Consider the following 26,605-nt stretch of genomic DNA (forward strand, 5'->3'; position numbering starts at 1 on the left):
ACCGGGGGACTACAGCTCCGGGTAGAGCGGGTACTTCACGGCCAGCGCGGTGACCCGGGCCTTCAGCGACTCGGCCTTGGCCTCGTCGAAGCCGGGCAGCAGGGTCTCGGCGATGACGTCCGCGACCTCGCGGAAGTCCTCGGCCCGGAAGCCGCGGGTGGCCAGGGCCGGGGTGCCGATCCGCAGACCCGAGGTGACCATCGGCGGGCGGGGGTCGTTCGGGACCGCGTTGCGGTTCACCGTGATGCCGACCTCGTGCAGGCGGTCCTCGGCCTGCTGGCCGTCGAGCTCGCTGTTGCGCAGGTCGACCAGGACCAGGTGCACGTCGGTGCCGCCGGACAGCACCGAGACGCCGGCCGCCTTGGTGTCGTCCTGGAGCAGCCGCTCGGCCAGCGCCTTGGCGCCCTCCAGGGTGCGCTGCTGGCGCTCCTTGAAGTCGTCCGAGGCGGCGACCTTGAAGGAGACCGCCTTGGCCGCGATCACGTGCTCCAGCGGGCCGCCCTGGAAGCCGGGGAAGACCGAGGAGTTGAGCTTCTTGGCGAACTCCTGCTTGGCCAGGATGATGCCGCCGCGCGGACCGCCGAGGGTCTTGTGGGTGGTCGAGGTGACCACGTCGGCGTACGGCACCGGGTTCGGGTGCAGACCGGCGGCGACCAGGCCGGCGAAGTGGGCCATGTCGACCCACAGGTACGCCTCGACCTCGTCGGCGATCCGGCGGAACTCGGCGAAGTCCAGCTGGCGCGGGTAGGCGGACCAGCCCGCGATGATCACCTTCGGGCGGTGCTCCTTGGCGAGGCGCTCGACCTCGGCCATGTCGACCAGGCCGGCCTCGTCCACGTGGTACGCGACCACGTTGAACTGCTTGCCGGAGAAGTTCAGCCGCATGCCGTGGGTCAGGTGACCGCCGTGCGCCAGGTTCAGGCCCAGGATGGTGTCGCCGGGCTGGGCGATGGCGAACAGCGCGGCCTGGTTGGCCGAGGCGCCCGAGTGCGGCTGGACGTTGGCGTACTCGGCCCCGAACAGCTCCTTCACCCGGTCGATGGCGATCTGCTCGGCCACGTCGACGTGCTCGCAGCCGCCGTAGTAGCGACGGCCGGGGTAGCCCTCGGCGTACTTGTTGGTGAGGACCGAGCCCTGGGCCTCCATCACCGCGACGGGCGCGAAGTTCTCGGAGGCGATCATCTCGAGGGTGGTCTGCTGACGGTGCAGCTCGGCGTCGACCGCGGCGGCGATCTCCGGGTCGAGCGCGTGCAGGGACTGGTTCAGGACAGTCATGTTGGGTCTTCCCGTGGGGCGGTGCGGGCAGGGGACCGGGGAGGGGACGGCCGCCGCGCTGCGGCCGTCACCCGTCTACCAAGGGGTCAGGCGCCGATGAAGGCGTCGTACTCCGCGGAGGTCAGCAGCTTGCCGGCCTCGGTGATCTTCACCTTGAACAGCCAGGCGTCGCCGAACGGGTCGCTGTTGACCGAGGCCGGGTCGTCGATGACGGCCTGGTTGATCTCGGTCACCTCGCCGGTGACCGGCGAGAACAGGTCGCTGACCGACTTGGTGGACTCGAGCTCGCCACAGGACTCGCCGGCCGTGATGGTGTCGCCGACCTCGGGGAGCTGGACGTAGACGATGTCACCGAGGGCGTCGGCGGCGTGGGCGGTGATGCCGACCGTCGAGACACCGTCCTCGGCGGCCGTCAGCCACTCGTGCTCCTCGGTGTACTGCAGGTGCGTGGGGTTGCTCATGACGTCATTCTCCAGGATCGCAAGAGGGTAGGGCGAAGCCGTCCGCTGAGCGGACCGCAGCTCGGAACATGTGAGGAAGGGTCAGCGGGCGCGCTTGTAGAAGGGCAGCGCCACGACCTCGACCGGCTCGTGCTTGCCGCGCACGTCGACCGCGACCGCGCTGCCGGGGGCGGCGTGCGCCGCGTCCACGTAGGCGATGGCGATCGGCTTGCCCAGGGTGGGGGAGGGGGCACCCGAGGTGATCCGCCCGATCGGGGTGCCGTCCGTGCTGACGACCGCGTACTCGGCGCGCGGCACCCGCTTGCCGTCGGAGACCAGGCCGACCAGCTTGCGCGGCGGGTTGGACTCGGCCTGCACGGCCGCCGCCTCCAGGGCCTTGCGGCCGACGAAGTCGCCCTCCTTCTCGAACTTGACGACCCGTCCGAGGCCGGCGTCGAAGGGGGTCAGCTCGGTGGACAGCTCGTGCCCGTACAGCGGCATGCCGGCCTCCAGGCGCAGCGTGTCGCGGCAGGACAGGCCGCAGGGCACCAGGCCGGCGTCGGCGCCGGCCGCGGTCAGCGCGGTCCACAGGTGCTCGGCGTCGGCCGGGGCGCAGAAGACCTCGAAGCCGTCCTCGCCGGTGTAGCCGGTGCGGGCCAGCCAGACGTCCTTGCCGGCCACGGTGGCCGGGAGCAGGGCGTAGTACTTGAGGCCGGGCAGGTCGGCGTCGGTGACGGAGCCGAGGATGCCGTTCGCCTCCGGGCCCTGGACCGCGAGCAGCGCGTAGGCGTCCCGGTCGTCGCGGACCTCGGCGTCGAAGCCGGCCGCGCGCTCGGTCAGCGCGTCCAGCACCACCTGGGCGTTGGAGGCGTTGGCGACCACCATGTACTCGGACTCGGCGGTCCGGTAGACGATCAGGTCGTCCAGGATGCCGCCGTCCTCCTGGCAGATCATCGTGTAGCGGGCGCGCAGCATGCCGAGCGCGGAGATGTGGCCGACCAGCGCGAAGTCCAGCAGCTCGCCGGCCTGCGGGCCGGTCACGGTGATCTCGCCCATGTGCGAGAGGTCGAACAGGCCGGCCTTGGTGCGGACCGCCAGGTGCTCCTCGCGCTCGCTGCCGTAGCGCAGCGGCATGTCCCAGCCGGCGAAGTCGGTCATGGTGGCACCGAGCGAGCGGTGCAGGGCGTCGAGCGCGGTCAGACGAGGGGACATGGCGACGGAACTCCTTGGCCGGAAACGGGCATGCGGGGGTGGAGTCTCCCCGTCTGTCGTCGCAACCTGAGAGCTTCACCGCCATCCAAGGATGGCGGCTTGCACCGTGGGTGGGCGCACGGCGCGGCCGTGTCCACTTTCCAGATCTGCCTCGCCCGTGCGGTAGGGGTGCCTGAGAGATTCCGGGGAGGACTTGCTCCTTCGGCGCCGGCTGTGCGCGCGGGGCGCACTCCGGACTCTCCCGCGCGGGTTCGAGCGGCCGTTGTGAAGTTGTCGGGCGGGGTCATCATGGCACGAGACCGGGCCGGGACGGGAGAGGGGTCCGCCCAGCAGGTCAGGTCTGCCCGACACCCCGTCACCACTGCCCCCTCAGGGCCTAGGCTGAGCCCCGCACGGCTACAGAGGGGCGCGACCGATGGACCACGCGGGCGGGACCGGGGCACAGGGCGGGGCACAGGGCTGGGCGGAGCCCGGGACCGCACCGGCCGGGGGGAGCTGGCCGGTCAACGAGTTGGAGCAGGTGCTGACGGCGGCGCTGGGCGATCCGGGGGCCACGCCCCGGGTGATCGAGGTGCTGGCGCGCAGTCAGGTCTGGATCCCGCTGCCGTCCGGGGCCGACCCGCAGGGGCAGGGGCTCGACCTGCCGACCATCGAGCTGGCCGGCTCGCCGTACGTGCCGGTGTTCTCCTCGCAGGAGCTCTTCCTGCAGATCGCCCCCGGCGTGCCGTTCGCCATCGCGCCGGCCTGGGAGTTCGCCCGGGGGCTGCCGGTCGGGGTCGGCATCGCGGTCAACCCGGAGGCGCCGGTGGGCATCCCGGTGCCGCCGGAGGGGGTCGGCGAGCTCCGCCGGGGGCCGGCCTCGGAGCGCTGGGAGCAGCAGCCGGAGGGCGGTGCCCGGGTGGCCCTGCGGGAGCCGGAGCCGGCCGAGGAGCCGTACGCCTTCCTGGGGGCCGCGATCACCGAACTCGCCGAGCTGCCGGGGGTCCTGACGGCCCGTCGGGCGCTGGCCGGGGTCGAGCTGGACGCCCCGGTGCTGTTCGTCGGGGTGCAGCTGGACCCGGCCTGGCCGGCCGATCCGGGGCAGGTCAACGAGGCGCTCGGCCGGGCCCTCGGGGCCATGCCGCCGCGCTGGGGGGTGCACCTGGTGCTGCTGGACCTGGTGGCCGACCCGGTGGTGGAGTGGATGCTCACCCGGGTCCGTCCGTTCTACGTCCGGTCCGGGGCTTCGGCGGGCTGAGGCGGGGGCCGGGGCGGGACTGACCCCCGAACCGTTACGCGCCGGTACGGGGCGGCGGTATGACGGGTGTCGGGCGGGGCCAATAGGCTGCCCTGGGCAACCATGACCGGCCGGAGCCGGCCGAGGACGAGACGGGACGGCGGGCGGAGCACGGCATGAGCGCGGGAGCGGCGGCAGACGGCGCGATCGAGCGCGCCCTCGGCGAGGTCGCGCCGGAGCGCTTCGACGCCTATGAACGGCTGCTGCACGCGCTGGCCGGCGGCCGGGTCTGGATGCTGCTCTGGCACGGCCACCCCGGCAGCCCGGACGCCCAGTACGGGAACATGGAGATCGGCGGGCACGGCTACGCCCCCGCCGTCACCTCGCCCGAGCAACTGGTCCGGTGCGGCTGGGCCAGGAGCCACGAGGTGATCTCCGGGGTGGAGATCGCCAACGCGCTGTACCGCACCCGCTGGGGCCTGTGGCTCAATCCGCACGTCCCGGGTGGCGGGGTCGGGGTGCCCTGGGCCGACCTGCGGCGGATCGCCGGCGGCCTGGACCGGCTGCCGGCCGGACCGCTCCAGTTGGCCGAGCCGGCCGTGCAGGCCCCGCAGTTCTACGCCCAGCTCCAGCGCGAGGCCGCCGCCGTACGCCCGCTGCGGGCGCTGCGCCAGGCCTGGGTGCGCCCGGCGGTCGGGGAGGCGTACCTGGCCGTCGGCCTCGACCTCTACGACACCTCGCCGCCCTCGGTCGAGGCGGCCCGGGCGCTGGTGCACCGCGCGGTGGCGCACGCCCCGGCCGGCCTGGCGGTCTCCACCGTGCTGCTGGCCGACGAGCTCGACCCGGTGGCGATGTGGCTGCGCGCCTTCGCCCGTCCGTTCTTCGACCGGGAGTCGGCCAACCACCCGCCCCAGGGGTACTGGCCCCAGCAGCAGCCCTGGCGCTGAGCCCGCCCCGGCCGGAGCGGCCGTCCGTGCCTGCCCGAAAGGGCAGTTGACGGGGTGTTCGGACAATCATTCGCACGCATCTTGACAGTTGAGTAACCACTGTGTGAAGAGGCTTATTCGCCAGGACACGGGCGTGCATGCGGACAGATCACAGTTGGGCATCCTTCGCTTGTCAGGTCTGGCGTAAGCCCTCCCCGATGCCAGAGAGTCTGCCCAGTGCAGTACGGGGTTCACCTGAGCTGCCCGGCAACTCCCTTGCTTCTCAGCACCTTTCGCAATCGCGATTCCGGACCGTATCCAGGATCGGGCCCTACCCGGGCCCGCTGCTCGGTGTACGTACGGCACCGTGGCCGGCCACCGTCGGCGAGGGGAAACGAAAGACACCATGAGCACTTCCACCAAGAGCACCAACGCACCGGACGCCGCCGAGGCCCCGGTCAAGCGGATCGAGGGCCGGTCGCCCGGCCGGATCGCCTGGGACCGCCTCAAGCGCGACAAGGTCGCGCTCACCGGTGGTGTCGTGGTGCTGCTGCTGATCCTGGCCGCGATCTTCGCGCCGGTGCTCACCGCGCTGTTCGGCCACCCGGTCGACGAGCCCCACCCGGACCAGATCAACCCCGAACTCGGCCTCCCCAAGGGGGCGTTCGGCGGCATCAGCAGCGACTTCCTGCTCGGCGTCGACCCGACCTTCGGCCGCGACGTGTTCAGCCGGATCGTCTACGGCGCCCGGATCTCGCTCACCGTGGCCTTCCTGGCCGCAGGCGTGTCGGTGGTCATCGGCGTCCTCGCGGGCATCGCGGCCGGCTACTTCGGCGGCTGGGTGGACGCGGCGATCAGCCGGGTGATGGACGTGCTGCTGGCCTTCCCGCAGCTGCTGTTCTCCATCGCGCTGGTCTCGGTGATGCCCAACTCCGTGCTGGGGCTGGAGGGCAGTGCCGTCCGGATGGCGATCCTGGTGCTGGTGATCGGCTTCTTCGGCTGGCCCTACATCGGCCGCATCGTCCGCGGCCAGGCCCTGTCGCTGCGCGAACGCGAGTTCGTCGACGCGGCCCGCAGCCTGGGCGCCGGTTGGCCGCACATCCTGCTGCGCGAGCTGCTGCCCAACCTGGTCGCCCCGATCCTGGTCTACGCGACCCTGATCATCCCGACCAACATCCTCAGCGAGGCCGCCCTCAGCTTCCTCGGTGCGGGCGTGAAGCCGCCGACCCCGTCCTGGGGCCAGATGCTCTCCGAGGCCACCCGGATCTACCAGGTCAGCCCCACCTACATGGTGGTGCCCGGTCTGGCCATCTTCGTCACGGTGCTGGCCTTCAACCTGTTCGGTGACGGGCTGCGCGACGCGCTGGACCCCAAGGGCAACTGAGCCCGGGCCGGTGCACCCCCACGGGCCGGCCCCTGTGCCGACGGCCCGTCAGAACAGGACATCCCGAGACTGTTCCACCCCAGTACGACCATCAGGAGGAAAGTACCCATGACGCGAAACCGGACGCTCGCCGCCGCCGCCCTGGTGGCCACGCTGGCCCTCACCGCGACTGCCTGCGGTGGCAGCAAGGACAAGGGCGGATCCGACGGCGCGAGCAAGTCGGCCTCGGCCGGTGGCTTCAACGCCGCCGTCGACAAGGTCCTCAACCCGTCCGACAAGAAGGGCGGCACGCTCAACCTCTGGAGCAGCACCGACGCCGACTCCTGGGACCCGGGCCGCGCGTACTACGCGTCGATCTGGAACATGCAGCGCTTCTACGCCCGTACCCTGCTGGCCTTCGACGCCAAGCCGGGCAAGGGCGGCCTGGAGCTGGTGCCGGACCTCGCCTCCGCGAAGCCCGAGGTCTCCGCCGACGGCAAGACCTACACCTTCAAGCTCAAGAGCGGCATCAAGTTCGAGGACGGCTCGCCGATCACCTCGAAGGACATCAAGTACGGCATCGAGCGCGTCTTCGCCCAGGACGTCATCTCCGGCGGTCCGACCTACCTGGTCAACGTCCTCGACCAGGGCCAGGGTTACAAGGGTCCCTACACGGACACCACCCCGGACAAGATGGGTCTGAAGACCGTCGAGACCCCGGACGACACCACCATCGTCTTCAAGCTGGAGAAGCCCGACTCGGCCTTCCCCTACCTGCTCGCGATGGGCACCGCCTCGCCGATCCCGGCCAAGTCCGACACCGGCTCCAAGTACGGTGAGAAGCCGGTCTCCTCCGGCCCGTACAAGTTCAAGTCGATCGACCCGGGCAAGTCGGTGGAGTTCGTCCGCAACGAGAACTGGGACCCGGCCACCGACCCGTTCCGCAAGGCGCTCCCGGACGCGGTCAAGCTGACCATCACCTCGAACGCCGACGACATGGACAAGCGCCTGCTCGACGGCTCGATCGACCTCGACTTCGCGCAGACCGGCCTGTCCCAGGCCGCGCAGGCCCAGGTGCTGACCAACGACAAGCTCAAGGCCAACACCGACGACCCGTACAACGGCTTCATCCGGTACATCGCGCTGGTCCCGAAGATCGCCCCGTTCGACAACGAGCACTGCCGCAAGGCCGTCCTGTACGCGGCCGATCCGACCGCGCTGCAGACCGCGCGCGGCGGTTCGGTGGCCGGCTCGCCGTACGGCTCGATGCTGCCCCCGAACATCCTGGGCTCGGACAACCACGACCCGTTCGGCCTGGTCGACGGCAAGCCCGACCTGGCGAAGGCCAAGGAGGAGCTGGCGGCCTGTGGCAAGCCGGACGGCTTCAAGGCCACCATCGCGGTCCGCGGCAACAAGGACAAGGAGATCAAGTCCGCCGTCGCCCTGCAGACCGCGCTGAAGGCGATCAACGTCGACCTCACCATCGACCAGTTCGACGGCAAGCTGCTCGCCTCGGTGGCCGGCTCGCCGGAGGTCGTGAAGAGCAAGAACTACGGCCTGATCGTGATGGGTTGGGGTGCCGACTACCCGACCGGTGCCGGCTACATGCAGCCGCTGATGGACGGTCGCTTCATCACCGCCAACGGCAACAGCAACTACCCGGAGACCAACGACCCGGAGATCAACGGCCTGTTCGACAAGGCCGCGGCCGAGTCCGACCCGGCCAAGGCCGCCGAGATCTACAAGCAGATCAACCACAAGGTGACCGACTCGGCCGTCTACCTGCCGGTGGTCGCGGACCGCGCGCTCAACTACCGCAACCCGCGCCTGACCAACGTGTTCATCAACGACGCGTTCGGCATGGTCGACTTCCAGGCCCTCGGTACCTCCGACGGCAAGTGACCTGCCCAGTCCCGTAGTTCGCACAGCTAGTCCGAAGGGCAGGTGAAGGCTCCGCCCCGGCCGGGCGCCCCACGAGGGCGCCCGGCCGGGGGCGGGGTCGACCGCAGTGCTCGTGTACATCATCCGACGGCTCGTCAATGTCGTCGCCATGCTGGTGGTGGTTGCGGCCGTCACCTTCGGCATCTTCTTCATGGTGCCGAAACTGGCCGGGAGCGACCCCGCGCTGCTCTACGTCGGCAAGATCGCCGACCCGGCGGCCATCGAGGGCATCCGTCACAAGATGGGCCTCGACAAGTCCGTCATCGAGCAGTTCTGGCTGTTCCTCAAGGGCCTGGTCCTCGGACGCGACTACAGCACCGGTGTGGACGTCACCCACTGCAACGCACCGTGCTTCGGCTACTCCTTCAAGACCGAGCGCGAGGTCTGGCCGGTGCTGCTGGACCGGCTGGGCGTCACCGCCTCGCTGGCGCTCGGCGCCTCGATCATCTGGGTCGTGTTCGGCACCATGACCGGCATGATCTCCGCGCTCAAGCGCGGCTCGCTGCTGGACCGCTTCACCATGACCACCGCGCTGGCCGGCGTCTCGCTGCCGATCTACTTCACCGGCATGCTGGCGAGCACGATCTTCGTGTACCAGCTGGGCATCTTCCCGCACGACTACGTGGAGTTCGCCGAGGACCCGGTCGCCTGGTTCCAGAACCTGGTGCTGCCCTGGGTCACCCTGGCCTTCCTCTACGCGGCCAACTACGCCCGGCTCACCCGCGCCACCCTGCTGGAGGTGCTCGGCGAGGACTACGTCCGCACCGCCCGGGCCAAGGGCCTCGGCGAGGGCACGGTCATCCGCAAGCACGCCATGCGCTCCACCCTCACCCCGATCCTGACCGTCTTCGGCCTGGACCTCGGCGGCCTGATCGGTGGCGCGGTGCTCACCGAGACCACCTTCAACTTCCGTGGCCTCGGCTACGAGGCGGTCACCTCGATCGCCGCCAGCGACCTGCCCGTGATCATGGGCGTGACGCTCTTCGCCGGGTTCTTCATCATCCTGGCCAACCTGCTGGTTGACATCCTGTACGCCGCTGTCGACCCCCGCGTGAGGCTGGCATGACCGACATCCAGATCGACAAGTCCGCCGCCCGGCAGCCGGGTTCGGCCTACCTGGAGGTCCGGGACCTCCGGGTGCACTTCCCCACCGACGACGGTGTGGTCAAGTCGGTGGACGGGCTCAGCTTCTCGGTGGAGAAGGGCAAGACCCTCGGCATCGTCGGCGAGTCCGGCTCCGGGAAGTCCGTCACCTCGCTCTCCGTCATGGGCCTGCACCGGATGGGCAAGCGGGGATCGCCGAAGATCACCGGTGAGGTCTGGCTGGACGGCGAGGACCTGATCGCGGCCGGCCCGGACCGGGTCCGCGAGCTGCGCGGCCAGAAGATGGCGATGATCTTCCAGGACCCGCTGACCGCGATGCACCCGTACTACACGGTCGGCAAGCAGATCATCGAGGGCTACCGGGCCCACCACCCGGGCGCCTCCAAGAAGGAGGCCCGCACCCGGGCCATCGAGATGCTCGACCGGGTCGGCATCCCGCAGCCGGACAAGCGGGTGGACGCCTACCCGCACGAGTTCTCCGGCGGCATGCGCCAGCGCGCGATGATCGCCATGGCGCTGGTCAACGACCCCTCGCTGCTGATCGCCGACGAGCCGACCACCGCCCTGGACGTCACCGTCCAGGCGCAGATCCTGGACCTGATCCGGGACCTGCAGAAGGAGTTCGGCTCGGCGGTCATCATCATCACCCACGACCTCGGCGTGGTGGCCGAGCTGGCCGACGACATCCTGGTGATGTACGGCGGCAAGTGCGTGGAGCGCGGCCGGGCCGCGACCCTCTTCGAGTCTCCCGAACACCCCTACACCTGGGGCCTGCTGGGCTCGATGCCGCGGCTGGACCGGCCGCTCCAGGACCGCCTGGTGCCGGTCAAGGGCACCCCGCCCAGCCTGATCAACGTGCCCTCCGGCTGCGCCTTCCACCCGCGCTGCCCGTACGCCGACCGCACCGGCGGGCGCTCCACCTCGGAGCTGCCGAAGCTGGCCGAGGCCGCCCCCGGGCACCACGCCGCCTGCCACCTGCCGATCGCCGAGCGGCACCGCATCTTCGCCGAAGAGATCGCGCCCCGGCTGTGAGCGTCGTCCGTACCACCCCTCAGGAGAAGACCCCATGACGGACTCATCGACGACGGCGGCGACCGTGCCCGCTCCCGCGCCGGCCTCCGACCGTGAGCCGCTGCTCCGGGTGTCCGGCCTGACCCGGCACTTCCCGATCACCAAGGGACTGCTGCGCCGTCAGGTCGGCGCGGTCCGCGCGGTGGACGGGATCGACTTCGAGGTCCGGGCCGGCGAGACCCTCGGCGTGGTCGGCGAGTCCGGCTGCGGCAAGTCCACCATGGGCCGGCTGGTCACCCGGCTGGACGAGCCGACCGGCGGGAAGATCGAGTTCGAGGGCCAGGACATCACCCACCTGGGCGTCTCGGCGATGCGCCCGCTCCGCCGCGACATCCAGATGATCTTCCAGGACCCGTACTCCTCGCTGAACCCCCGGCACACCGTGGGCACCATCGTCGGGGCGCCGTTCCGGCTCCAGAAGGTCTCCACCGAGCACGGCGTGAAGCGCGCGGTGCAGGACCTGCTGGAGCTCTGCGGCCTCAGCCCGGAGCACTACAACCGCTACCCGCACGAGTTCTCCGGCGGCCAGCGCCAGCGCATCGGGATCGCCCGGGCGCTCGCCCTGAAGCCGAAGATGATCGTGGCGGACGAGCCGGTCTCGGCGCTGGACGTCTCCATCCAGGCCCAGGTGGTCAACCTGCTGGACGACCTGCAGAACGAGCTCGGCCTGACCTACCTGATCATCGCGCACGACCTCTCGGTGGTCCGCCACGTCTCGGACCGGGTCGCGGTGATGTACCTCGGCAAGGTGGTGGAGATCGCCGAGCGGGATTCGCTCTACTCGGCGCCCAAGCACCCCTACACCAAGGCGCTGATGTCCGCCGTCCCGGTGCCGGACACCCGGCGCAAGGACCAGCGCGAGCGGATCCGGCTGACCGGTGACGTCCCGTCACCGATCAACCCGCCGAGCGGCTGCCGCTTCCGCACCCGCTGCTGGAAGGCCCAGGACGTCTGCGCCACCGAGGAGCCCCGGCTGGTCGCGGCCAAGGCCGGGCACCAGGTGGCCTGCCACTTCCCCGAGGGGGACGAGGCGTAGGACCCACCGCCTAGACTGCCCGTCGGCACGGCCGGGTCACTCCGGTCACAGATGGGCTGTCAGCACGTGGTGGATTTCGAGGAGTTCGAGCGCGCGGGTTGGTCCCGGCGCAGCGGTGGGTACGACGGCGGCTTCGGCGCGATGACGGCAGGGCTGCATGCCCGGCTGCTCGCCGAGGCCGCCGTCGGCGTCGGTACGCGGGTGCTGGAGGCGGGCTGCGGCACCGGTCGGCTGGGGGTGGCGGCGGCAGCGCTCGGGGCCCGGGTGGTGGCCACCGACGCGGCTCCGGAGATGGTGGCCGAAGCGGCCCGGGTGCTGCCGGTGGCGGTGGTCGCCGGGCTGCCCGGACTGCCGTTCGCGGACCGGGAGTTCGACGCGGCGGTGGGCGCCTTCGTGATCAACCACGTGCCCGACCCGCCGGCCGCCGTCCGCGACCTGGCCCGGGTGGTGGCCCCGGGCGGGCGGGTGGTGCTCTCCTGCTGGGACACCCTGGCGGCGAACCGGGCCCAGGGCCTGTTCTTCGACGCCTTCGCCGAGGCCGGGGCCACCCGGCCGACCGGTCTGCCGGCCGGCGCCCCGTTCGCCCCGTACGCGGCGCCGGAGCCTTTCGCGGAGCTGTTCCGCTCGGCCGGGCTGACCGGGGTGGCGGTGCACCGGGTCGGCTGGACCCACCGGGTGGAGCCGGGGCGGTGGTGGAAGGACGTGCTGGAGGGCACCGTGCTCACCTCCTCGCTGATCGAGGGTCAGCCCCCGGCGGTGGCCGCCCGGATCGAGCGGGCGTACCTGCGGCTGGCCGCCCGCCACGCGGCCGGTGACGGCACGGTGGAGCTCCCGGTGGCAGCCCTGCTGGCCGTCGGCCGGGTGGCAGCGGGCTGAGCCACCGGGGCGGCTCGTCCCCGTTCGGGTGACGGCGGGGTAAGAATTGACGGTGACTTCGCAGCTCTTCGACCCCGACGTGCAGCAGACCCTGGACCTGATCGGCATCTTCGTCTTCGCCCTGTCCGGGGGCCTGCTGGCCGTCCGCAAGAACATGGACATCTTCGGCATCTGCGTGCTGGCGGAGGCCACCGCGCTGGGCGGCGGTGTGATGCGCGACCTGGTGATCGGCGCCACCCCCGTGGTGGCCTTCACCAATCTGGGCTACTTCGTCACGCCGCTGCTGGCCGGTCTGGTGGTCTTCTTCCTGCACCCCGAGGTGGAGCGGATCAACCGCAGCGTGCAGACCCTGGACGCGCTCGGCCTCGGCCTGTTCTGTGTGACCGGCACCGCCAAGGCGCACGACTACGGCCTGGGCTCGGTCTCCTCGGTCGCGCTCGGCATGCTGACCGCGGCCGGCGGCGGGGTGATCCGGGACGTGCTGGCGCACGAGACGCCCTCGCTGCTGCGCTGGGACCGGGAGATCTACGCGGTGCCCGCCCTGGTCGGTTCGGCCATGGTGGCGGTGCTGATCGCGATCGGGCAGCTGAGCACCGCGACCGGCACCACGGCCGCGCTGACCGCCTTCACGCTGCGGATGTTCGCGCTCAGGTTCGGGTGGCGCGCTCCGCGTGCTTGGCACCGCAACGGTTCTCGCACCAGCGAGGAGTAGGGGAGCCGCCGTAGGCCAGCGAGATCGCCTCGGCGGTGCAGAGCAGCTCCGGCACCAGCTTGCTGAGCTCGGCGATCGGCGCGGTGTCGACGGTGGCGGAGATCGAGCAGGCGGCGATCGCGGTGCCCTCGATGCCGACGATCGGGGCGGCGATGCAGTTCACCGACTCCTGGTACTCGGCCTGGTCCACCGCCCAGCCGAGCCGCCGCACCGAGGCCAGCTCGGTGCGCAACTCCCCGGGGGTGCGCAGCGAACGGCTGGTCCGGGCGGTGAACTCCTGCCCGTCCAGGAAGGCCGTCAGCTGATCCTCCGGCAGGTCCGCCAGCAGCACCTTGCCCACGGCGGTGGCCACCGCCGGCACCCGGCGGCCGATCCGCACCGAGGGGTCGCACCAGGAGCCGGGCCGGTCCGGCGGGCGGCTCTCCACCTTGTCCAGGTAGAGCACCTCGCCCTCGTCCAGCACCGCGAGCTGCACGGTGTGCCCGTACCGCTCGTTCAGCGCGGCCAGGTACGGGGCGGCCACCTGGCGCACGTCGATGCCGTCCAGCGCCTGCTGGGCCAGCGAGAACAGCCGTCCGCCGAGCCGGTAGCGCTGGTCGGACTGGCGGTGCACGAAGCCGTGCTCCTGGAGGGTGCGCAGCAGCCGCAGCGCGGTCGACTTGTGCACCCCGATCCGGGCGGCGGCCTGCTCCAGCGAGGCCGGCCCCTGGCCGAGCGAGGCCAGGATGGTCAGCGCCCGGTCCACCGTCTGCGACATGGTGGCCCCTCCCTGAGCGGGCTGGCGGATTGCCCGGATGCGGCAGGAGGCTAACGGCGCGTTGCACGGGGTGCAATGGCCAAATCGTGATACTGGAAGGCCGATCGGCGGGACGGCCGCCGCCCGGCCCCTACACTTGGTCCGCTATGCCATACCTGGATCACGCGGCCACCACTCCGATGCTGCCCGAGGCGATCGCCGCCATGAGCGCGCACCTCGGGGTGGTCGGCAATGCCTCCTCGCTGCACGCGGCCGGACGCCGGGCCCGCCGGGTGGTGGAGGAGTCCCGAGAGTCCCTGGCCGCCTCGCTCGGCGCCCGCCCCAGCGAGATCGTGCTGACCGGCGGCGGTACCGAGTCCGACAACCTCGCGGTCAAGGGCCTCTACTGGGCCCGCCGGGACGCCGACCCGGCCCGCCGCCGGGTGCTGTGCAGCCCGGTCGAGCACCACGCGGTGCTGGACGCGGTGCACTGGCTCTCCGAGCACGAGGACGCCGAGGTGGAGTACCTCCCGGTGGACACCTACGGCCGGGTGCACCCGCAGGCGCTGCGGGAGGCGATCGAGCGCGACCCGGGCTCGGTGGCACTGGTCACCGTGATGTGGGCCAACAACGAGGTCGGCACTCTCCAGCCGATTCACGAACTCGTGGCCGTCGCCCGGGAGTTCGGCATCCCGATGCACGCCGACGCGGTGCAGGCGCTCGGCCAGGTGCCGGTCTCCTTCGCCGACTCCGGCCTGGACGCGCTGACCGTCACCGGGCACAAGATCGGCGGCCCGTACGGGGTCGGCGCACTGCTGCTCGGCCGCGGGGTCGGCCCGGTCCCGCTGCTGCACGGCGGCGGACAGGAGCGGGACGTCCGCTCTGGCACGCTGGACGTACCGGCCGCGGCCGGCTTCGCGGCGGCGGCCTCGCTCGCGGTGGAGCGGCGGGCCGGGTACGCGGCGGAGGTCGGAGCGCTGCGGGACTCGCTGGTCGCGGCGGTGCTCGCGGAGGTGCCCGACGCGGTCCTCAACGGCGATCCGTCGGCGGCCGGTCGGCTGCCCGCCAACGCGCACTTCTCCTTCCCGGGCTGCGAGGGCGACGCCCTGCTGATGCTGCTCGACGCCCAGGGCATCGAGTGCTCCACCGGCTCCGCCTGCTCGGCCGGCGTCCCCCAGCCCAGCCACGTCCTGCTCGCCCTCGGCGCCGACCCACTGCTGGCCCGCGCCTCGCTGCGGTTCTCCCTCGGCCACACCTCCACCCCCGCCGACGTCGCCGCCCTGGCCGCCGCCATCGCCCCGGCGGTGCACCGCTCCCGCAGCGCGGGGCTGGCCGCCGCCGCCCGCCGCTAGCCGCGCCGCTGCGGCAGGTGCCCAGGTGCCTAGGTGTCCAGGGGCGCGGGGAACTGCGCGGGTGCGGAAGGCGGCCCGGCGTGAGGTCGGGGCAGGTGAGTCAGTGTCACGTGCTGCCGTTGCTCCGCCGGGAAGGGCTGGGTGAGCGCGAGAGCCGGACCTTCCCGCCGCCCGTCGTTGGCTGCGCTGCTGCGGCAGGTGTCCAGGGGCGCGGGGAACTGCGCGGGTGCGGAAGGCGGCGGGGGTCAGGTCGGGGCAAGTGAGTCGGTGTCACGTGCTGCCGTTGCTCCGCCGGGGGAGGGCTGCGTGAGCGCGGGAGCCGGACCTTCCCACCGCTCGTCGTTGGCCGCGTTGCTGCGGCAGGTGTCCAGGGGCGCGGGGAACTGCGCGAGGCGGAAGGCGGCCCACCGCTGGATCGGGGCAGGCGGGCCAGTTGCACGTGGCCCCGGCGCGCGCCTCGGCCTGACGTACACCTGGCCGACCTGCCCCGACCTCACGCCGGGCGGCCTTCCGCCTCGCGCAGTTCCCCGCACCCCAGGGGCGCTGCACCTGGGCGCCAGTCGGGTGCGTCCCCTCGCGTACGCTGGACGGCATCATGACTGACTTCCCTGGTGCCCCGTCCTCGCCCGGCAGCGGCCGGCTGCGCGTGCTCGCCGCGATGTCCGGCGGCGTCGACTCGGCCGTCGCGGCCGCCCGCGCGGCGGAGGCCGGCCACGAGGTGACGGGCGTTCACCTGGCACTGTCCTCGAACCCGCAGTCCTTCCGGACCGGTGCCCGGGGCTGCTGCACCATCGAGGACTCCCGGGACGCCCGCCGGGCCGCCGACGTGATCGGCATCCCGTTCTACGTCTGGGACCTGGCCGAGCGGTTCCGCGAGGACGTGATCGACGACTTCGTCGCCGAGTACGCGGCCGGCCGCACCCCGAACCCATGCCTGCGCTGCAACGAGAAGATCAAGTTCGCCGCGCTGCTGGACAAGGCGATCGCCCTCGGCTTCGACGCGGTCTGCACCGGCCACTACGCCCGGATCGTCGACCTCCCCACCGGGGAGCGGCAGTTGCACCGCGCGGTGGATGCCGCCAAGGACCAGTCCTACGTGCTCGGGGTGCTGGACGCCGACCAGCTCGCGCACTCGCTCTTCCCGCTCGGCGACACCACCAAGGACGTCATCCGCGAGGAGGCCGAGCGCCGGGGCCTGGCCGTCGCCAAGAAGCCGGACAGCCACGACATCTGCTTCATCGCCGACGGCGACACCCAGGGCTTCCTGGCCAAGCACCTCGGCACCGCCACCGGCGACATCCTGGACACCGACGGCACTAAGCTCGGTGAGCACGACGGCGCCTACGGCTTCACCATCGGCCAGCGCAAGGGCCTGCGGATCGGCCGTCCGGCCGCCGACGGCAAGCCGCGCTACGTGTTGGACATCTCACCGGTGAACAACACCGTCACGGTCGGCCCGGTCGAGGGACTGGACGTCACCGGCCTGACCGCCATCCGCCCGCGCTGGTGCGGCGAGCCCCCGGCCGGCCCGGGCGAGTACACCGCCCAGCTGCGCGCCCACGGCGAGGAGGTGCCCGTGACCGCCGAACTGACCGACGGTCAGCTCACCGTGCGGCTCGCCGCCCCGGCCCGCGGCATCGCGCCCGGCCAGGCGGTCGTCCTCTACGACGGCACCCGGGTGGTTGGCTCGGCCACCATCGCGAGCACCGAGCGGCCCGAGATCACGGTCTGATCGACGGACCTGTCGGCCGGCGCGGAGCCCGGGCATTCTGGGGCTCGTGGACGAACTGACCTACCGTTCGAACGCTCGTGCCGCCCTCGTGTGCGCCCTTCTGGGGGCCGCGCTGGTGGCGGCCGGCCCGGTCTGGTGGTTCGGCGTGGGGAAGGGCATCGGCCCGTGGGTCGCGGCGCTGCCGCTGACCGGGCTCGGACTGCTCCTCGCCGCGTACCTGGGAGCGGGCTGGACCAGCGCGGACGCCGGGGCGCTCCGGCTGCACGGCCCGTTCCGGGTCCGGGTGATCCACTGGGACGGGATCGCCGACGTCCGGCTGGTGCGGATCGACTCGCTCAAGGGCTCCCCGCCCGACCGGGCGGCCGTGGTGCTGAGCGGTGGCAAGGTGGTCCAGCTGCCCGCGCTCCCCGGTCCGTGGGGCGCGGGCCTGGGGGAGCAGGTCCAGGAGGTCCGCGACCCATGGCGCCGGCAGAACGCCGCCGCCCGCTCCGCACCGGCCGAAGCCCCCGAGGTCCGGCGGTTCTTCGGCTCCGGCACCACCCGGCTCTACCTGGCCCAGAGCCTGGGCTGCGCCGTCTTCCTGGGGCTGTTCGGCCGGCTGGCCTCGGTGCAGGACGACCGGAGGTGGCGGCCCGGGGGTCGGTGGCCGTCGCGCTGATCGCCCTCCTCACCTGCTACCCCGTCGTCCAGCTGGTGCTCTGCCTGCGGCACCGTCAGCTGCCGCTCGACCGCCGGCGGCCCTCCGCCTGGCCGTTCGTGCTGACCCTCGCGGTGACCGCGCTCTGGCTGCTGCCGGTGCTGGGGACGCGCACCTCCCAGCCGCTCCCGCTGGCCGGCGGAACGCTGCTGACGCTGGGTCTGCTGGGCTGGGCCTGGCGGGTCACCGGCCCGGCAGCCCGGCGCCCGTTGGTGTGGCCGACCGAGTACTAGACGTCCGACGGGTGGCCCCCGACCGTCGGCCCCGGCTGACCTGATAGACCTGTGACCACTATGAACATCACCGTCTTCTGCTCCGCGTACTCGCTCGACGAGAAGTACACCGCCCCCGCCGCCGAGTTCGCCCGCCTGCTCGGCGAGCGCGGTCACACCCTGGTCTGGGGCGGCTCGCACGCCGGCCTGATGGGCCTGCTGGCCGACGAGGTGAAGCAGGCCGGCGGCCGGCTGGTCGGGATCTCGGTCGACTTCCTCGCGCACAAGGCGTACGAGGGCGCCGACGAGCTGGTCAGCACCCCCGACCTGGCCACCCGCAAGGCCCAGCTGCTGGAGCAGGGCGACGCGCTCGCGGTGCTGGTCGGCGGCCTCGGCACGCTGGACGAGATCACCGAGGTGCTGGAGCTCAAGAAGCACGCCCGGCACGACAAGCCGGTGGTGGTGCTGGACACCGAGGGCTTCTACAGCGGGCTGCGCACCCAGCTGGAGCGGATGGACGCCGAGGGCTTCCTGCCCCGCCCGCTGGCCGAGCTGGTGCACTTCGCCGCCACCCCGGCCGAGGCGATCGCACTCCTGGAGGGAACGAACTGATGGGTGCTCACCTGATCACCGGCGCCGGCTCCGGCATCGGCGAGGCCGTCGCGCAGCGGCTGTCCGAGCGCGGCGAGCAGCTCTGGCTGCTGGCCCGGGACGCCAAGCGGGCGGCCCAGCTGCGCGAGCGCTTCCCCGGCGCCCGCACCCTGGTCGGCGACCTGGCCGACCCGGCCAAGCTGTCCTGGGCCTTCGGCCACCAGGAGCTGCCGGTGGAGCTGGACTCGCTGCTGCACGTGGCCGGCGTGGTGCAGCTCGGCGAGATCGGTGACCTGCCGGTCAAGGCCTGGCAGGAGCAGCTGAACGTCAACCTGGTCGCCCCGGCCGAGCTGACCCGGCTGCTGCTGCCCTCGATCCGGCTGGTCCGGGGGCACGTGGTCTTCGTCAACTCCGGTGCGGGCCTGCGGGCCGACGCCACCTGGGGCGGCTACGCGGCCAGCAAGTTCGGCCTGCGCGCGCTGGCCGACTCGCTCCGGCTGGAGGAGCAGCCGCACGGCGTCCGGGTCACCACCGTCTACCCGGGCCGCACCGCCACCCCGATGCAGGTGAAGGTGCACCAGCAGGAGGGCAAGGAGTACGACCCCGCCCGCTGGATCGCCCCGGAGTCGGTGGCCACCGCGATCGTCACCGCGCTCGACCTCCCCCGGGACGCCGCGCTCACCGAGATCACGGTACGTCCGGGCGGCTGACGAGGGGCACTAGGCTCGTGGCGTGACTGGACACGTGTTTCCCGAACTGACCGGTGCCGCCACCGGGGTCGGCTCGCTCCCCGGGACGGATGCCCGGGAGGCGGCGAAGACCTCGGTGGGGGCGCTGGAGTTCCTCCCGCACCTGCCCGAGCTGCCGGCCCGGGGGCCGGGCGCCGACATGATCGGGCGCTCGGCCGGGATGCTGGTGGAGCTGTTCGCCCAGACCGAGCCGAGCGGCTGGCGGTTCGCCGACCGCCCGGGCCGGGACACCCGGCGGGCGCACTCCTGGCTGGGGGAGGACCTGGACGCCCTGGAGGAGTTCACCCAGGGGTACACCGGCGCGCTCAAGGTGCAGGCGGTCGGGCCGTGGACGCTGGCGGCGAACATCGAACTCCGGCACGGCGAGAAGGCGCTGGCCGACCTCGGCGCCTGCCGGGACCTGGCCGAGTCGCTCACCGAGGGCCTGCGCCGCCACCTGGCCGAGGTCCGCAAGCGGATCCCCGGCGCCGAGGTGGTGCTCCAGCTCGACGAACCGTCACTGTCGGCCGTGCTGGCCGGCACGGTGAAGACCGCCAGCGGCTTCCAGCGGCTGCGCTCGGTGGACCGCCAGCACGCCGAGGAGACCCTGCGTCAGGTGATCCGAGGTCTGGACGCGCCGGTGGTGGTGCACAGCTGCGCCCCCGGTGTGCCGCTGGCGCTGCTGCGCCGGGCCGGGGTGGCCGGGATCTCGCTGGACTTCGCCCTGCTGACGGAGCGTGAGGACGAGGAGATCGGCGAGGCGGTCGAGGCGGGCACCGTGTTCCTCGCCGGTGTGGTGCCCTCCACCGACGGGGGAATGACGGACCCGGCCGGTAGTGTCCAGGGTGTCAGGACGTTGTGGCGCAGGTTGGGGCTGTCCCCGGAGCTGCTCGGACGCCGCGTGCTGGTGACTCCGACCTGTGGTCTGGCGGGTGCTTCGCCCGCGTACGCCCGCACGGCGCTGTCACTCAGCGCGAGGGCCGCGCAGAGCCTGGTGGACAACCCGGAGTAGTGGACTGGGAGGTCGCGGTGGCGGTCGAGGGCTGGGCGGACGTACCGGCGGAGGTGCGTGAGCGGCACGCCGAGCTGGCGGCGGAGATCGTCGGCCACCGGGTGCGCTACTACGAGCAGGACGCCCCGATCGTCACCGACGCCGAATTCGACCGCCTGCTCCGCGAGTTGGAGGCGATCGAGGCCGACCACCCGGTGCTGGTCACCCCCGACTCGCCGACCCAGAACGTCGGCGGTGCGCCGATCGGGCTGTTCGCGGCGGTGGAGCACCGGGAGCGGTTGCTCAGCCTGGACAACGCGATGGACGACGAGGAGCTGGCCGCCTGGGCCGAGCGGGTCGCCCGCGAGCTGGACGGCATCGAGTACCACTACCTGTGCGAGCTCAAGGTGGACGGCCTGGCCGTCAACCTCACCTACGAGAACGGGCAGTTGACCCAGGCCGCGACCCGGGGCGACGGCCGGGTGGGCGAGGACATCACGCCCAACGTCCGCACCATCAAGGAGATCCCGCACCGGCTCAAGGGCGAGAACGTGCCCGCCCTGGTGGAGATCCGGGGCGAGGTCTACCTCCCCACCGAGGCCTTCGCCGAGCTGAACGCCTCGCTGGCCGCCGAGAACGAGCGCCGCACCGAGGTCAACGAGGAGCGGGCCAAGGAGGGCAAGCGCCCCGGTGCCCTGGTCAAGCTGTTCGCCAACCCCCGGAACGCGGCGGCCGGTTCGCTCCGGCAGAAGGACTGGCAGGTCACCGCCTCCCGCCCGCTGCACATGGTGGTGCACGGCATCGGTGCCCGCGAGGGCTTCGACATCGACTGCCAGTCGCACGCCTACCAGCTGCTGCACGACTGGGGCCTGCCCACGGCCAGGCACAACCGGGTGGTCGGGACCCTCGACGAGGTGCGGGCCTTCATCCAGCAGTACGGGGAGCAGCGCCACTCGGTCGAGCACGAGATCGACGGCGTGGTGGTCAAGGTGGACGAGATCCCGCTCCAGGGCCGGCTCGGTGCCACCTCCAAGTCGCCGCGCTGGGCGATCGCCTGGAAGTACCCGCCGGAGGAGGTGAACGGCAAGCTCGCCGACATCAGGATCGGCATCGGCCGGACCGGCCGGGCCACCCCGTACGCGGTGCTGGAGCAGCCGGTGAAGGTGGCCGGCTCGATGGTGCAGTACGCCACCCTGCACAACCAGGACGTGGTGAAGGCCAAGGGCGTGCTGATCGGCGACACCATCGTGCTGCGCAAGGCCGGTGACGTGATCCCGGAGATCCTCGGCCCGGTCGAGGAGCTGCGCCCGGACGACGCCCGGCCGTTCGAGATGCCGACGGAGTGCCCGGAGTGCGGCAGCGGGCTGCGCCCGATGAGCGAGGGCGACATCGACCTGCGCTGCCCGAACGCCCAGTACTGCCCGGCCCAGATCCGCGAGCGGATCGCCTACCTGGGCGGCCGGTCCTCGCTGGACGTCGAGGGCCTCGGCTACGTGGCCGCCACCGCGCTGACCCAGCCGCTGGAGCCCGCCGAGCCGCCGGTCGGGAACGAGGGCGACATCTTCGCCCTGACCATCGAGCAGCTGCTGCCGATCAAGGCCAGGGTGCTGGACCCGAAGACCGGCATGCCGAAGCCGGACGAGAGGACCGGCAAGGAGAAGGTGGTCACCTTCTTCGCCAACCTCAAGGGCGAGCCGAAGAAGTCGGCCACCCTGCTGCTGGAGAACCTCGACAAGGCCAAGGACCGGCCGCTCTGGCGCTACCTCAACGGCCTGTCGATCCGTCACGTCGGCCCGGTCTCCGCCCAGGCGCTGGCCCGCGAGTTCCGCGACCTGGACCGGATCTTCGCCGCCACCGAGGAGGAGCTGGCCGCCACCGAGGGCGTCGGCCCGATCATCGCCAAGGCGGTGAAGGAGTGGTACGCCGAGGAGTGGCACCGGGAGGTCCTGGAGAAGTGGCGCGCCGCCGGCGTCCGCTTCACCGAGGAGGCCGCCGAGGAGACCGGCCCCCGTCCGCTGGAGGGCCTGACCCTGGTGGTCACCGGCACGCTGGCCGGCCACACCCGGGACGGCGCGAAGGAGGCGCTCACCTCGCGCGGGGCCAAGGTGACCGGCTCGGTCTCCAAGAAGACCGACTTCGTGGTGGCCGGCGACAATCCCGGCTCCAAGTACGACAAGGCCGTCCAGCTCGGCCTGCCGGTGCTGGACGACGCCGGCTTCGCCGTGCTGCTGGAGCAGGGGCCGGAGGCGGCCCGGGCCCACCTCGGGATCGCGCCGAGTGAGGAGGCGGCCGGGGAGGGCGCGGCCGCCCCGGCCGAGCCGACCGACGAAGGCTGAGACTCCGTTACCTTCCTGATGCCTCGTCAGCGGGGTCTGTCCGAAAGAAACCGGGCATTCTGTCACTGGGCGGCACTCCGACAGGATGTTCCGCCGGTGCGTCGTCCGAGGTTGTCCGAAAGTCCGCCTCACGGGTCGGACCCGGGCATACGCTTGCCTCGACACCGCGTCAGCAAGGGTGGCGGCCCCGGGAACACCAGCCGGGACCGTCGGGGAAGCCCGCACGCTGGCCTCCACCGCACCGGGGGTGTCGTACCGAAAGGCGGCCTGAACGGGGCGGGCCCGACGGAGGACAGGGCTTATGGATCGTACGACCGGCGGCGCGCCCACACGCCCGCCGCAGGGGGTGGCGGGTGCGGTCCTGCTGCTCGGCGTGCTGTTGGCCGGGGCAGCGCCGCTCATCCCGCTCGCCGTCCTGGTCTACCGGCACGAGCCGGAGCTGCTGCCGCTGTTCGCCGTGCCCGTGGCGGTCCTGGTGGCCGCCTGGCGGATCGCCCGGGACCGGGCCCGTGACCAGCTCACGGACCCGCTGACCGACCTGCCGAACCGTCACGCCCTGCTGCTGGCCGCCCAGGAGGCGATCGCCGAGGGCGAGGGCGAGGAGGAGTGGAACGTCGGGCTGATCCTGCTCGACCTGGACCGGTTCCGGTCACTCAACGACGCGCTCGGCCACACCGCCGGGGACCGGCTGCTGGTGCACATCGCCCGCCGGCTGCACCGGGCGCTGCGCTCCGGCACGCACAACCCGGAGCGGGACGATCCGGACGACGTCTTCTCCTCCCTCCCGGTCGCCATCCAGGACAGCTGCCGCCCGGTGGTGGCCCGGATGGGCGGCGACGAGTTCGCCGTGCTGCTCCCCGGGGTCGGCCGGCCGGACACCCTGGAGCGGATGGCCAAGGCGCTGATCGCCGAACTCGCCGCGCCCATCCGGCTGGACGGGCTGCTGCTGGTGCTGGAGGCCAGTGCCGGGGTCTGCGTCTACCCGGCGCACGCCCAGGACGCCGAGGCGCTGCTGCGCCGGGCCGACGTGGCGATGGGCCACGCCCAGCGCCGGCGCAGCGGGGTCGAGCAGTACGACGAGACCCGCGACCTGGACACCCCGTACCGGATCGGTCTGCTCGGCGACCTGCGACGGGCGCTGGAGACCCGCGAGGTGGAGCTGCACTACCAGCCGAAGGTGGCCTTCGACGGCCGGGTGGTCGGGCTGGAGGCGCTGCTGCGCTGGGAGCGGCCGGGCCAGGGCCGGGTGCCCCCGGACGAGTTCATCGGGCTGGCCGAGTCCAGCGGGCTGATGCCCCGGCTGACCGACTACGTGCTGGAGGCCGCCGTCGGCCAGCTGGCGCTCTGGCGGGCCCAGGGCCTGGAGGTGCAGGTCGCGGTCAACGTCTCGCCCCGGGACGTGCTCAACCCGGGCTTCGCCGACCGGGTGGCCGGGCACCTGACCAGGCACCAGGTGCCGGCCGGGGCGCTCCAGTTGGAGATCACCGAGCGGCTGCTGCTGGACGACTCCCGGCTGGCCGCCGACACCCTGGCCGAGCTGCGCCGCTACGGGGTCGGGATGTCGCTGGACGACTTCGGCACCGGGCACTCCTCGCTGGTGCGGCTGCGCTCGCTGCCGGTCGGCGAGTTGAAGATCGACCGGTCCTTCGTCTCCCGGATGGTGGCCGACGACCACGACGCGGCGGTGGTCCGCTGCTCGGTGGAGCTGGCCCACTCGCTCGGGCTGACCGTGGTCGCCGAGGGCGTCGAGGACGACGAGACCTGGGAGCGGCTGCACTCCCTCGGGGTGGACGCGGTGCAGGGCTGGCTGGTCTCCGCCGCCCTCCCCGCCGACCAGGCGACCGCCTGGCTGATGGTGCACCGCACCGGTGCCCCCGAGGTCGAACTCCTCTGACGGGCCCGGGCGCCCGGGCCCACTGCGGCTCGGGCGCCCGGTGCTGCCCATAGGATGGGCCTGGAAAGATGGGCTGCCACACATCTGCGTGGTGGTCCGACCAGAACTCACCCTTGAGGATCGCTGCATGCCTGGCATCACGCGCGAGGAGGTCGCCCACCTCGCCCGGCTGTCGCGTCTGGAGCTGCGGGCCGAAGAGTTGGACCACTTCGCCGAGCAGCTCGACGTGATCATCGGCGCGGTCGCCCGCGTTTCCGAGGTGGCCGGACAGGACGTCCCGCCGACCTCCCACCCGCTCCCGCTGACCAACGTCATGCGGGCGGACGAGGTGCGCCCGTCGCTCACTCCGGAGCAGGCCCTGTCGGGTGCCCCGGCCGCCGAGGAGCAGCGTTTCCGCGTCCCCCAGATCCTCGGGGAGGACTGAACCCATGACCGAGCTGATCAAGCAGACCGCAGCCGAGACCGCCGCCGCCATCGCGGCCGGGCAGGTCTCCGCCGTCGAGGTCGCGCAGGCCCACCTGGACCGGATCGCGGCCACCGACGAGAAGGTCAACGCCTTCCTGCACGTGGACACCGAGGGCGCCCTCGCGGCCGCCCGCCGGGTGGACGCCAAGCGCGCGGCCGGCGAGCAGCTGAGCCCGCTGGCCGGCGTGCCGCTGGCGCTCAAGGACGTCTTCACCACCGAGGGCATCCCGACCACCTGCGGGTCGAAGATCCTCGAAGGCTGGGTGCCGCCGTACGACGCCACCCTGACGGCCCGTCTGAAGAACGCCGACGTGGTCATCCTCGGCAAGACCAACATGGACGAGTTCGCGATGGGCTCCTCCACCGAGAACTCCGCCTACGGCGTGACCGGGAACCCGTGGGACCTGTCCCGCATCCCCGGCGGCTCCGGCGGCGGCTCGGCCGCCGCGCTCGCGGCCTACCAGGCCCCGCTGGCCATCGGCACCGACACCGGCGGCTCGATCCGCCAGCCCGGCGCCGTCACCGGCACGGTCGGCGTGAAGCCGACCTACGGCTCGGTCTCCCGCTACGGCCTGGTCGCGTTCTCCTCCTCGCTGGACCAGGGCGGCCCGTGCGCCCGCACCGTCCTCGACGCGGCCCTGCTGCACGAGGCGATCGCCGGCTACGACCCGCTGGACTCCACCTCCATCAACGCCCCGGTCCCGGCCGTGGTCGAGGCCGCCAAGCGGCGCGACGTCCGCGGCATGCGGATCGGCGTGGTCAAGGAGTTCGCCGGCGAGGGCTACCAGGCCGGCGTGATGCAGCGCTTCGACGAGTCGGTGGAGCTGCTCCGCGAGCTCGGCGCCGAGGTGGTCGAGGTCTCCTGCCCGTCCTTCACCCTCGCGCTGCCCGCCTACTACTTGATCGCCCCGAGCGAGGCCTCCTCCAACCTGGCCCGCTTCGACGCGATGCGGTACGGCCTGCGGGTCGGCGACGACGGCACCCGCTCGGCCGAGGAGGTCACCGCCCTCACCCGCGAGGCCGGCTTCGGCCCCGAGGTGAAGCGCCGCATCATCCTCGGCACCTACGCCCTCTCCTCGGGCTACTACGACGCCTACTACGGCTCGGCCCAGAAGGTCCGCACCCTGATCTCGCGCGACTTCGACGCGGCCTTCGCCGGCGTCGACGTGCTGATCTCGCCGACCACCCCCACCACCGCCTTCCCGATCGGCGAGCGCGCCGACGACCCGATGGCGATGTACCTGGCCGACCTCTGCACCATCCCGTCCAACCTCGCCGGCAACGCGGCCATGTCGCTGCCCTGCGGCCTCGCCCCGGAGGACAATCTCCCGGTCGGCCTGCAGATCATCGCTCCCGCGATGGCGGACGACCGCCTGTACCGCGTGGGCGGCGCCGTCGAGGCCGCGCTCAACGACAAGTGGGGACACCCCCTGCTCGAGGAGGCACCGGTTCTGTGAGCAGCATCGCGAAGGCCAAGGGATTCAAGAAGTCGAAGCCGGGGCTCTGGCTGTCCATCGGGACGAGCGCGTTCGGCGTGATCTCGATCTCCAAGGACATCCGCAAGGCCCGGTCGGAGAGCGACAACCTGCTGCTCCTCAACGCCCTGGTCGGCGCCGCCGCGCTGATCACCGGCACCGCGCTCCTCGTCCGTGAGCTCAAGCGGCTCGGGGACGACGACGTGCTGCTGGGCTGACACACC

24 protein-coding genes, 1 pseudogene and 1 riboswitch are annotated in these 26,605 nt (G+C 72.2%); of the genes and pseudogenes, 21 read left to right on the forward strand and 4 right to left on the reverse strand.

The window, feature by feature from the left end; all coding sequences use genetic code 11:
• Positions 1 to 9: 9 nt before the first annotated feature.
• The 3 genes from glyA to gcvT all read right to left on the reverse strand — a co-directional run bounded on the left by glyA (position 10) and on the right by gcvT (position 2,927).
• The gene (gene glyA / locus ACIRBX_RS22005; protein WP_402298746.1) at positions 10 to 1,275 is read right to left on the reverse strand and encodes a serine hydroxymethyltransferase; all 1,266 of its coding nucleotides are present in this window, start codon (positions 1,273 to 1,275) and stop codon (positions 10 to 12) included.
• Between the two features lie 86 nt (positions 1,276 to 1,361).
• Positions 1,362 to 1,736 carry a glycine cleavage system protein GcvH gene (gene gcvH, locus ACIRBX_RS22010; RefSeq protein ID WP_402298747.1) on the reverse strand — a complete coding sequence of 125 codons (375 nt, stop codon included), beginning with the start codon at positions 1,734 to 1,736 and terminating at the stop codon, positions 1,362 to 1,364.
• Positions 1,737 to 1,817: 81 nt separating this feature from the next.
• A complete protein-coding gene (gene gcvT, locus ACIRBX_RS22015) occupies positions 1,818 to 2,927 on the reverse strand; it encodes a glycine cleavage system aminomethyltransferase GcvT (RefSeq protein ID WP_402298748.1) in 1,110 nt (369 codons plus the stop codon).
• Positions 2,928 to 3,077: 150 nt separating this feature from the next.
• A riboswitch (glycine riboswitch) is annotated at positions 3,078 to 3,181 on the reverse strand.
• 161 nt (positions 3,182 to 3,342) lie between these two features.
• Between gcvT and ACIRBX_RS22020 the strand changes: the two genes are divergently transcribed.
• The 9 genes from ACIRBX_RS22020 (at position 3,343) to ACIRBX_RS22060 (ending at position 13,172) form a co-directional block, all read left to right on the forward strand.
• Positions 3,343 to 4,164, forward strand: coding sequence for an enhanced serine sensitivity protein SseB (locus ACIRBX_RS22020; protein ID WP_402298749.1), 822 nt, complete (start codon positions 3,343 to 3,345; stop codon positions 4,162 to 4,164).
• 155 nt (positions 4,165 to 4,319) lie between these two features.
• Positions 4,320 to 5,090: an enhanced serine sensitivity protein SseB C-terminal domain-containing protein gene (locus ACIRBX_RS22025; protein ID WP_402298750.1), complete on the forward strand. Its 771-nt coding sequence runs from the start codon at positions 4,320 to 4,322 to the stop codon at positions 5,088 to 5,090.
• Positions 5,091 to 5,475: 385 nt separating this feature from the next.
• Positions 5,476 to 6,453 (forward strand): ABC transporter permease, encoded by a 978-nt coding sequence (locus ACIRBX_RS22030; protein ID WP_402298751.1) that lies wholly within the window; start codon positions 5,476 to 5,478, stop codon positions 6,451 to 6,453.
• 108 nt (positions 6,454 to 6,561) lie between these two features.
• Entirely contained in the window at positions 6,562 to 8,334 is a 1,773-nt protein-coding gene (locus ACIRBX_RS22035; RefSeq protein WP_402298752.1) for an ABC transporter substrate-binding protein, read from the forward strand.
• A gap of 106 nt (positions 8,335 to 8,440) precedes the next feature.
• A complete protein-coding gene (locus ACIRBX_RS22040; protein ID WP_402298753.1) occupies positions 8,441 to 9,439 on the forward strand; it encodes an ABC transporter permease in 999 nt (332 codons plus the stop codon).
• Positions 9,436 to 10,509, forward strand: a complete 1,074-nt coding sequence (locus ACIRBX_RS22045; RefSeq protein ID WP_402298754.1) for an ABC transporter ATP-binding protein — start codon at positions 9,436 to 9,438, stop codon at positions 10,507 to 10,509. The genes ACIRBX_RS22040 and ACIRBX_RS22045 overlap by 4 nt, the downstream gene beginning before the upstream one ends.
• Before the next feature lie 34 nt (positions 10,510 to 10,543).
• Positions 10,544 to 11,584, forward strand: a complete 1,041-nt coding sequence (locus tag ACIRBX_RS22050; RefSeq protein ID WP_402298755.1) for an ABC transporter ATP-binding protein — start codon at positions 10,544 to 10,546, stop codon at positions 11,582 to 11,584.
• A gap of 51 nt (positions 11,585 to 11,635) precedes the next feature.
• A complete protein-coding gene (locus ACIRBX_RS22055; RefSeq protein ID WP_402298756.1) occupies positions 11,636 to 12,460 on the forward strand; it encodes a class I SAM-dependent methyltransferase in 825 nt (274 codons plus the stop codon).
• A 52-nt stretch (positions 12,461 to 12,512) separates the two neighbouring features.
• Entirely contained in the window at positions 12,513 to 13,172 is a 660-nt protein-coding gene (locus ACIRBX_RS22060) for a trimeric intracellular cation channel family protein (protein WP_402298757.1), read from the forward strand.
• Here ACIRBX_RS22060 and ACIRBX_RS22065 read toward each other — a convergent pair.
• Complete coding sequence (locus tag ACIRBX_RS22065; RefSeq protein WP_402298758.1) at positions 13,108 to 13,929, reverse strand: IclR family transcriptional regulator; 822 nt, start codon at positions 13,927 to 13,929, stop codon at positions 13,108 to 13,110. The genes ACIRBX_RS22060 and ACIRBX_RS22065 overlap by 65 nt on opposite strands.
• 146 nt (positions 13,930 to 14,075) lie before the next feature.
• Between ACIRBX_RS22065 and ACIRBX_RS22070 the strand changes: the two genes are divergently transcribed.
• From ACIRBX_RS22070 to ACIRBX_RS22125, 12 genes and pseudogenes are all read left to right on the forward strand, one after another.
• Positions 14,076 to 15,260 (forward strand): cysteine desulfurase family protein, encoded by a 1,185-nt coding sequence (locus ACIRBX_RS22070; protein WP_402298759.1) that lies wholly within the window; start codon positions 14,076 to 14,078, stop codon positions 15,258 to 15,260.
• 595 nt (positions 15,261 to 15,855) lie between these two features.
• Entirely contained in the window at positions 15,856 to 16,992 is a 1,137-nt protein-coding gene (gene mnmA / locus ACIRBX_RS22075; RefSeq protein WP_402298760.1) for a tRNA 2-thiouridine(34) synthase MnmA, read from the forward strand.
• 46 nt (positions 16,993 to 17,038) lie between these two features.
• A complete protein-coding gene (locus tag ACIRBX_RS22080) occupies positions 17,039 to 17,650 on the forward strand; it encodes a hypothetical protein (RefSeq protein ID WP_402298761.1) in 612 nt (203 codons plus the stop codon).
• Complete coding sequence (locus ACIRBX_RS22085) at positions 17,617 to 17,922, forward strand: hypothetical protein (protein WP_402298762.1); 306 nt, start codon at positions 17,617 to 17,619, stop codon at positions 17,920 to 17,922. The genes ACIRBX_RS22080 and ACIRBX_RS22085 overlap by 34 nt, the downstream gene beginning before the upstream one ends.
• 60 nt (positions 17,923 to 17,982) lie before the next feature.
• Positions 17,983 to 18,513 (forward strand): TIGR00730 family Rossman fold protein, encoded by a 531-nt coding sequence (locus tag ACIRBX_RS22090; RefSeq protein WP_402298763.1) that lies wholly within the window; start codon positions 17,983 to 17,985, stop codon positions 18,511 to 18,513.
• Positions 18,513 to 19,202: an SDR family oxidoreductase gene (locus ACIRBX_RS22095; RefSeq protein ID WP_402298764.1), complete on the forward strand. Its 690-nt coding sequence runs from the start codon at positions 18,513 to 18,515 to the stop codon at positions 19,200 to 19,202. Before ACIRBX_RS22090 ends, ACIRBX_RS22095 begins: the two co-directional genes overlap by 1 nt.
• Positions 19,203 to 19,224: 22 nt before the next feature.
• Positions 19,225 to 20,232, forward strand: coding sequence for a methionine synthase (locus ACIRBX_RS22100; RefSeq protein WP_402298765.1), 1,008 nt, complete (start codon positions 19,225 to 19,227; stop codon positions 20,230 to 20,232).
• Positions 20,232 to 22,547: an NAD-dependent DNA ligase LigA gene (gene ligA / locus ACIRBX_RS22105; RefSeq protein WP_402298766.1), complete on the forward strand. Its 2,316-nt coding sequence runs from the start codon at positions 20,232 to 20,234 to the stop codon at positions 22,545 to 22,547. The genes ACIRBX_RS22100 and ligA overlap by 1 nt, the downstream gene beginning before the upstream one ends.
• Positions 22,548 to 22,911: 364 nt before the next feature.
• Positions 22,912 to 24,399: pseudogene (locus tag ACIRBX_RS22110) on the forward strand (putative bifunctional diguanylate cyclase/phosphodiesterase); the annotation flags it as partial.
• Positions 24,400 to 24,568: 169 nt separating this feature from the next.
• Positions 24,569 to 24,865 carry an Asp-tRNA(Asn)/Glu-tRNA(Gln) amidotransferase subunit GatC gene (gene gatC, locus ACIRBX_RS22115; protein WP_402298767.1) on the forward strand — a complete coding sequence of 99 codons (297 nt, stop codon included), beginning with the start codon at positions 24,569 to 24,571 and terminating at the stop codon, positions 24,863 to 24,865.
• A 4-nt stretch (positions 24,866 to 24,869) separates the two neighbouring features.
• Positions 24,870 to 26,363, forward strand: a complete 1,494-nt coding sequence (gene gatA, locus ACIRBX_RS22120) for an Asp-tRNA(Asn)/Glu-tRNA(Gln) amidotransferase subunit GatA (protein WP_402298768.1) — start codon at positions 24,870 to 24,872, stop codon at positions 26,361 to 26,363.
• The gene (locus tag ACIRBX_RS22125; RefSeq protein WP_402298769.1) at positions 26,360 to 26,599 is read left to right on the forward strand and encodes a hypothetical protein; all 240 of its coding nucleotides are present in this window, start codon (positions 26,360 to 26,362) and stop codon (positions 26,597 to 26,599) included. Before gatA ends, ACIRBX_RS22125 begins: the two co-directional genes overlap by 4 nt.
• The last annotated feature ends 6 nt before the right edge of the window (positions 26,600 to 26,605 follow it).

Source organism: Kitasatospora sp. NPDC096147, assembly GCF_044763225.1.
Classification (GTDB): Bacteria; Actinomycetota; Actinomycetes; order Streptomycetales; family Streptomycetaceae; genus Kitasatospora.

Excerpts from the sequence above, each read along its gene's own strand:
- ACIRBX_RS22045 (WP_402298754.1), top strand. The coding sequence starts at position 9,436 with ATGACCGACATCCAGATCGACAAGTCCGCCGCCCGGCAGCCGGGTTCG.
- glyA (WP_402298746.1), bottom strand. The coding sequence starts at position 1,275 with ATGACTGTCCTGAACCAGTCCCTGCACGCGCTCGACCCGGAGATCGCC.
- ACIRBX_RS22070 (WP_402298759.1), top strand. The coding sequence starts at position 14,076 with ATGCCATACCTGGATCACGCGGCCACCACTCCGATGCTGCCCGAGGCG.
- ACIRBX_RS22025 (WP_402298750.1), top strand. The coding sequence starts at position 4,320 with ATGAGCGCGGGAGCGGCGGCAGACGGCGCGATCGAGCGCGCCCTCGGC.
- ACIRBX_RS22020 (WP_402298749.1), top strand. The coding sequence starts at position 3,343 with ATGGACCACGCGGGCGGGACCGGGGCACAGGGCGGGGCACAGGGCTGG.
- ACIRBX_RS22030 (WP_402298751.1), top strand. The coding sequence starts at position 5,476 with ATGAGCACTTCCACCAAGAGCACCAACGCACCGGACGCCGCCGAGGCC.
- ACIRBX_RS22055 (WP_402298756.1), top strand. The coding sequence starts at position 11,636 with ATGGGCTGTCAGCACGTGGTGGATTTCGAGGAGTTCGAGCGCGCGGGT.
- gcvT (WP_402298748.1), bottom strand. The coding sequence starts at position 2,927 with ATGTCCCCTCGTCTGACCGCGCTCGACGCCCTGCACCGCTCGCTCGGT.
- ACIRBX_RS22095 (WP_402298764.1), top strand. The coding sequence starts at position 18,513 with ATGGGTGCTCACCTGATCACCGGCGCCGGCTCCGGCATCGGCGAGGCC.
- ACIRBX_RS22035 (WP_402298752.1), top strand. The coding sequence starts at position 6,562 with ATGACGCGAAACCGGACGCTCGCCGCCGCCGCCCTGGTGGCCACGCTG.
- mnmA (WP_402298760.1), top strand. The coding sequence starts at position 15,856 with ATGACTGACTTCCCTGGTGCCCCGTCCTCGCCCGGCAGCGGCCGGCTG.
- gcvH (WP_402298747.1), bottom strand. The coding sequence starts at position 1,736 with ATGAGCAACCCCACGCACCTGCAGTACACCGAGGAGCACGAGTGGCTG.
- ACIRBX_RS22090 (WP_402298763.1), top strand. The coding sequence starts at position 17,983 with ATGAACATCACCGTCTTCTGCTCCGCGTACTCGCTCGACGAGAAGTAC.
- ACIRBX_RS22050 (WP_402298755.1), top strand. The coding sequence starts at position 10,544 with ATGACGGACTCATCGACGACGGCGGCGACCGTGCCCGCTCCCGCGCCG.
- gatC (WP_402298767.1), top strand. The coding sequence starts at position 24,569 with ATGCCTGGCATCACGCGCGAGGAGGTCGCCCACCTCGCCCGGCTGTCG.
- gatA (WP_402298768.1), top strand. The coding sequence starts at position 24,870 with ATGACCGAGCTGATCAAGCAGACCGCAGCCGAGACCGCCGCCGCCATC.
- ACIRBX_RS22065 (WP_402298758.1), bottom strand. The coding sequence starts at position 13,929 with ATGTCGCAGACGGTGGACCGGGCGCTGACCATCCTGGCCTCGCTCGGC.